We start from the raw sequence: 6508 nt of genomic DNA on the forward strand, positions 1-6508 counted from the left end.
ATTGGTATTAGGTATGCAAATTACTGCTGTTTTGAACCTATCAGAAGTCATACAGCAAGCGCACCTACCTCGCCCGTCTACTCAACCACACAGGTGCGTGGGCAGGAGCATAAACAGGGGCTTCACAGGGGGCGGGTTTCGAGCACCCCGGGTTTCCCCCGCAGTTAAACGTAAAACCCCGCAGTTAAGTGCGGGGTTAAGTGGATCTTGGACCTCAGGACGGCGGGCAGTCTAGCGCTTCTGGTAGAGGGCCTTCTTCTGGAACTTAGGGTCAGAAGTGACCAGCATGCCCAGGGAACGGAAAATTCCCTCATCAACTGAACCTAAGATCGTGGTGGTGTGGACGTCCGCCCCACGCAAGTTCTTAATCTGCTCAAGGGCAGCGCGGGCGTCCTCATCATGTGCCGCCGAAGTTGAGAGGGCAATCAGCACCTCGTCAGTATGCAGGCGGGGGTTCTGACTGCCCAGATGCAGGGTTTTCAGGTGCTGGATAGGTTCCAGGGCCTCTTTAGAGAGCAGGTGCTTGGCGTCGTCCAGACCAGCCAGGTGCTTGAGCGCATTCAGCAGGGCAACAGCCGAGCAGCCCAGCAAATCAGTGGTCTTGCCGGTAATAATAGTGCCATCAGCTAGCTCAATAGCCGCACCGGGGGCACCGGTGGTCTCTTCGCGCAGGCGGGCGGGGGTAACCACCGGGCGGTCAGTTTCCTTAATACCAGCCTTAGCCATGACCACAGCAGCACGATCTGACTGGGTAGAATCCAGCCCGCCGCGGGCCTCATCCACCAGGGCCTTGAAATAGCGGCGAATAATCTCCTGCTCAGAAGCATAACGGCAGGCAGCATCATCAGTAATACAGTTACCGGCCATGTTCACACCCATATCAGTGGGCGACTGGTAAGGGGTGGTGCCGGTCATCTTCTGCAAGAGCACCTTCAGCAGGGGAAAGGCCTCAACGTCACGGTTGTAGTTGACGGTAGATTCACCGTAAGCAGTCAGGTGGAAGTGGTCAATGACGTTAGCGTCATCAAGATCAACGGTAGCGGCCTCATAGGCCAGGTTAACGGGGTGCTCCAAGGGCAGGTTCCAGATGGGGAAGGTCTCAAACTTAGCGTAGCCTGCCTTCACACCGCGCTTGTTCTCGTGGTAGACCTGCGACAGGGCAGTTGCCAGCTTACCTGAACCGGGGCCGGGGGCCGTCACCACCACCAGGTCACGGGTAGTTTCAGCGAACTCGTTGCGGCCCAGGCCCTCTTCGCTGACAATCAGGTCAGTGTTGGTGGGATAACCCGAAATAACGCGATGACGCGAAACTTTTAGACCCAGGCGCTCCAGGCGTTGCTTGAAGGCAACAGCCTTGGTGTTGTCGTCCTCCATCTGGGTGAGCACCACATGCTCGACCAGGAAGCCGCGGTCACGGAAAACATCGACCAGGCGCAGGACGTCGTCCTCGTAAGTGATGCCCAGGTCAGCACGGATTTTATTGCGCTGCAGGTCCTTGGCGTTCAGGCAGATCAGGATCTCCACTTCGTCGCGGATTTGCTCCAGCATCGCAATCTTATTATCGGGCGTGAAGCCTGGCAGCACACGGGAGGCGTGCATGTCGTCAAAAAGCTTGCCACCCATTTCGAGGTAAAGCTTGCCACCCATTTCGAGGTAAAGCTTGCCGCCGATTTCTTCGCGGCGCTCCTGAATGTGTCGAGACTGCATCTCGATGTACTTCTCACGGTCAAAACCAATTTTGTTCACCATGGAATTCAAGCCTATCAAGACCATGTGTGCAAGCGCTCGCGCCCCGACCGCGTGGCGGCGGTGAGAGCGGGCACGCTTTAGTGTTCTAGATGAAGTAGCCGCTCAGGGTAATCAGTAAAGATACCAGTGGCGCCCCAGTTCTTCAGCTCATTGGCGCGGGCGGGGCTATTGACCGTCCAAATATTAACCTCGTACCCGGCATCGCGCACATCACGCACCCGCTGGCAGGTCGCATCAGCATCAGACAGGTGCGCCGCAGACGCCTGCATCAGCTCAAGCATGGACCGCCACCCCGGCTGAAACATGCGGCGCTCAAACAAAGCACCCACCACATACTGCGGAGCCAGACGCTTAAACTCAGCCAGCAAGAGGTGATTAAAAGAAGAAACAATCACCTCACGGCCCGGGTGCAGCCGTTCCAGCTCCTCAATCACCCGGCTCACCAGAAGACGCGAGCGCACCGCACCCTGCTCATTCGTTTTCAGCTCCACATTCAGGTTCAAACCCCGCTCATTCGCCAAATCGACAAGCTGCCGCAAGGTCGGCACCGCCTGACCTGCTGTTGCGGCTGAAAACCAGGCGCCGGCGTCCGCACCCTGCAACTGCACGGCAGTGTAATCGTAGACGGACCCGGCCAGGTTAGTGGTGCGCCGCAGCTGCGTATCGTGCAGCAGGACGGGGGTGCCGCAGGCTGCCACATCAACATCAGTTTCAACCCAGGTCGCCCCAGAATCTGCGGCTGCGGCGAAAACGGCAAGCGTGTTTTCAGGGTAAGTTCCGGACGCCCCGCGGTGAGCAAAAATACGCATGGCACCAGTATGGGGCAGGGAGGTTAACCAGCATGGGGCCAGGGGGTTAACGGGAGGTTCCCACTGGGCAAAGTTCCCCCGGCGCTAGCGTGAGGCTGTGCAGGGTTCCTTGGGCTGTGTGCAGGGAAAACTGTGCACACAGGCTCAGAAGCCTGCACAGGTCGGATACGGCTCTCAGGAGAACAGCTGGCTAAGAGCCACTAAAGATCTCACGAATACGTTCCCGATATACCTCAGCCAAGCTGAAGTCAGCAGCACCAGGACTAGGAAAGGGCAGGGAAAGGACGCCGATGCGGCTCCAGCCCTCGGACTTTTGGGGCTGCCCCTCTATTCCCTTGATGCCATAACCCGGAGGTGCCAGGAAGAGAGAGGAAACCTTGTTGCACTGAGATCCTCCGCCGGACGTCTTTTGCTCGACCTCCAGCTCTGGATAGACCAAGAATGCGCTGCACCCCATCCGGTAGGAGTAGGTAGTGAGCTGGTACTGGTCACTCATACTGGCCTGAGTAATAGACTCCTTAGGGAACTTATACTTGGCGTCAAACACCGTGGTCTTCTGCTGGGCAGTAACGATTAGGTCAGGTGTTTTGGGGGTAACGAAAGCGCTCTTCTTACCGTCGTAGTAGAGATAGAGTTTCTTTTGCTCATCCACCGTAGCCTCATCGACGCTTTGCCGCATGTAACCAGCAACAATCTTTTCCCACAGGTCGCTGGTGGTGTATTTGATGTTGGCGATGACACCCCCCTCCGTGAGGGGTTCTTCAACGCCGATCCCGAAGTTCTCGCTGATCATTGCCCGCCCCAGGAAATAAGCCTTCTTCAAGTCTGCGCTCAAGCGAGCTAGGTCATTAGCGGCGATGCCGCTCGTCAGGAGTGTTGACGGCTGAACCAGGCGGACGTCTCGAATGTGGGCATCAACTTCAACAGCGGCGTCCAGGGTTCTTTGGTTGTTGCTGGTGGCAGCAAGCTGGGTGGCGGCGCGAATGACCTGCCAGATGTAACTATCGGTTGTGAGAGCATCAAACTCACACAGGATAGGCATGCGTCGCTGGACTTTACGGTCAACGAGCCCTCTTGGCACCATGCGTCCCCGCACAAACCCCAGCTCTTCCTGAATAGGTAAGAAGGTGGGTTTACGGTGGCGAACAGCTTCAAGGGCGTAACGGACGAACTGGGCGTAAAAGACTTCACGCATAGCAGGAATATGGGGGAAGAGTTCTGTACCTGCTGGTGGGAAGTCGCGGTGACCGGCAACCCTGCTGGGGTGCTGGTCGTAGTGGGAGAGCATGTCCCACATAAGCTTGGCGTGGTCGTCCTCTAAGGGCTTGAGTTCGACTTTGTGATGGTCTTTTCCGGGTTGCGTGACTTCCTGCCAGAGAGGGTCTACCTCGCCGTCTTCCCTGTCGTCTTCCTCACCGTGTTGTTTTACTTCTGATACAAGCTCAGTTTCTTGGGTTTCTTCTTCAAATTCAGTTGAGTTTGGGGTGGCGGCAGCTAGGCATTTAGCCCACTCGTCCGGAAGTTGGAGGGTGTCCATCTCGTAGAGATAGCTGTGCCAAGTATCTTTCCCCTCGTGCTCTGAGGTGCTGAGGTCTGGGAGGGTGCGTAGGAGCTTATAGTCTGACCAGATTTTGGGGAGGACGTGCAGGGTAAGGGTGGTTGGGCCGGTGGGGTTTTCTTCCCCCACCAGCCTCAGCACGGTGATTCCGACACCGTTGCCCTTCCCGCTCACACGGAAATAGCGGTAGGCGGTCATGACTACTGGTCGCCCTGGCTATTTTCAGAATCAGTGTTGTCAGAAACCTCGTTCTCAGAGTCACTGCCCCCGTCGAGTGTTGGAGATTTACCTTTATCTTCTTTAACGATGGGACGGCGACCCAGCCCCTTACCTTCATAGTCAAGTTTCTTGTCGTTGTACGCCTTAAGTTTTGGAAGTCCAATCTTTTCTAGGACATCTTCCTTGACATTGAAGGTAAAGATAATCTCTAGGAGCTGGGTAATGAGAGCTTTGGCGATAGCTTTCGCGTCGCCGTCTTTACCGAAGAAGTAGGCGTGTCCCAGGCGGGCGTCAGGGCCAACCTTTGAGCCTAAAACTTCATTTGCATGTATGAACCAATCAGCCACTAAATCAACTGATTTACCCTTATCACCTGAAAGCTCCAAAGCCGTGAGCAGTTTATCCCTATCATTCATGGGCTCCTGGGTAATCCAATGGAAGCGACGACGCAGAGCCAGGTCAATGGTGCCCACGGAACGGTCAGTGGTGTTCATGGTGCCCAGGACGTGCAGGTTAGAAGGGACCGCGAGTTTACTAAACTCAATTCCCTGCTTAATAATAGGATTTTGCAGGCGGACATATTCGGCAGACTTCCCATCTTCGGTGGATGGAATCGTTGTCTCTGAGGAGAAGAGAGCACCATATTGGTAAGCTTTCAAAGGATATTTTTCGCTCTTAGCAACTTGTCCGTCTGCTGATTCGTCAGCACCCAAAGAAGTTACTTTAGGTTTATTTTCTGTTTCAAAATTTTCATCTTCAGGAGATTTAGTGGTGAATTTACTGAAGTCCACACGTTTTGAATCTTCGATGACCAGCATGAGGTCGCCAAAGACTCGGGAGGTGTTTGCGCGATTGATTTCGTCAATGAAGAGTAAGAATTTCTTATCTGGGTTGGCGGCTGCTCTGTTGCACATCTGTACGAAGATGCCCTCTTGAGTTACAAATTCTCCTTCGCCTTCCTTTTTCGTAAAGTTCGGACGAATACCGGAAACAAACTCTTCATAAGAAGTGGAGGGGTGAAGGACAACAACCTCAATCTGACTGCCGTTTTCACCATACTCCCCGCTTTCACGCAGTTTCTGAAGCATGTGAGACTTGCCAGAGCCGGCAACACCTTCCACGATGGCATTTTTCTGGAATTTCAATAGATCAACCATCTCCATCACAGATTCTTCCTCCTCAGGGAGTCTTCCCGCTGTCTTTAGATCACTTTTAAAAATCCCATCTTTAGGATTCCCATTAGCATCTGTTTTTAATTTTGCACTTATCATTATTGAATCCAAATTATCTGAGAATTGACTGTAGTTTTCAAACATTTGAACAAGGTTTTTGACCACACCAGGGGCAGAGTTAGTCGAACTATAGGGAATATCTAAATTCGATTCCTTACGAATATCATCATATACCCTGAATAAATACGCACCTGAATACTCTTCTCTCAAGTTTTCCAGAGACTCCCGAATTTCGTGAGAAAACCTAATTGAAAACTCATCATATTCCGGAATACAGTACTTCTTCATGCCAGACCCAGAATCCTGAAAGGTATTAAAACGCTTTATAAACTCCTTCGCAGAAAGGGACTCTGCAGGAAATTTTGTTATAAAGTAACTTCGATCTTGATCAATTGTTGGATGCTTATAACTTTTCTGGCTTTTTCCCTCCTTCATATGGTTATCTATATTTTTGTTGCAAAATATAAAATCTTTTCTCAACTATTTCTCCTTTTGCTTAAAAATATCTATAGAGGCTTATTCAAAAGTCCCACCCGCAGCCAAAAACACCAACCCCCGCACCACCGCAAACACCCGCCCATACAACCCCAACGGCCGCCTAAACCCTGTATGAAGAATCCGCCAAGTCTTGATGTGAGCGATAACCCGCTCCACCACCGACCGCAGCCGATTCAGCACCCGATTATTCCGCCTCTGCTCCCGACTCAGCCGCTGACCCGGCTTGCGCCTGGCCGGGGTAGCCAACCCCAACCCGATATAGCCCTTATCAGCCACAGTGCTCTCATCAAGATATCTTTCCAAGCCATGATGTTTGAAGGCGTAAGCATCATGCCTGGCCCCGGGCACCGGGTCTGTGATAGCCAGCAACTTTCCATCCAAGGTGCAAATGACTTGGTGGTTGAATCCGGCTCGTTTGTGCTTTCCAGAGAAATTTGTTTTAC

Annotated in this window: 5 protein-coding genes; all 5 read right to left on the reverse strand. The window is 53.0% G+C overall.

The window, feature by feature from the left end:
* Nucleotides 1-231 precede the first annotated feature (231 nt).
* Nucleotides 232-1749, reverse strand: a complete 1518-nt coding sequence (locus tag ACEE09_RS04380; protein WP_449082418.1) for a DUF1846 domain-containing protein — start codon at nucleotides 1747-1749, stop codon at nucleotides 232-234.
* Between the two features lie 77 nt (nucleotides 1750-1826).
* The gene (locus tag ACEE09_RS04385; RefSeq protein ID WP_449082420.1) at nucleotides 1827-2558 is read right to left on the reverse strand and encodes a glycerophosphodiester phosphodiesterase family protein; all 732 of its coding nucleotides are present in this window, start codon (nucleotides 2556-2558) and stop codon (nucleotides 1827-1829) included.
* Between the two features lie 190 nt (nucleotides 2559-2748).
* Nucleotides 2749-4314 (reverse strand): 5-methylcytosine restriction system specificity protein McrC, encoded by a 1566-nt coding sequence (locus ACEE09_RS04390; protein ID WP_449082422.1) that lies wholly within the window; start codon nucleotides 4312-4314, stop codon nucleotides 2749-2751.
* Nucleotides 4315-4316: 2 nt separating this feature from the next.
* A complete protein-coding gene (locus tag ACEE09_RS04395; RefSeq protein ID WP_449082424.1) occupies nucleotides 4317-6047 on the reverse strand; it encodes an McrB family protein in 1731 nt (576 codons plus the stop codon).
* Between the two features lie 36 nt (nucleotides 6048-6083).
* Nucleotides 6084-6508, reverse strand: a 425-nt coding sequence (locus ACEE09_RS04400; RefSeq protein ID WP_449082426.1) for a transposase family protein, incomplete at its 5' end; no start/stop codon positions are given.

The organism is Rothia sp. 88186D007BW (assembly GCF_053544215.1).

Bases quoted from the DNA above. Each gene is read 5' to 3' on its own strand.
- ACEE09_RS04380 (WP_449082418.1), bottom strand. From the start codon at position 1,749: ATGGTGAACAAAATTGGTTTTGACCGTGAGAAGTACATCGAGATGCAG.
- ACEE09_RS04385 (WP_449082420.1), bottom strand. From the start codon at position 2,558: ATGCGTATTTTTGCTCACCGCGGGGCGTCCGGAACTTACCCTGAAAAC.
- ACEE09_RS04390 (WP_449082422.1), bottom strand. From the start codon at position 4,314: ATGACCGCCTACCGCTATTTCCGTGTGAGCGGGAAGGGCAACGGTGTC.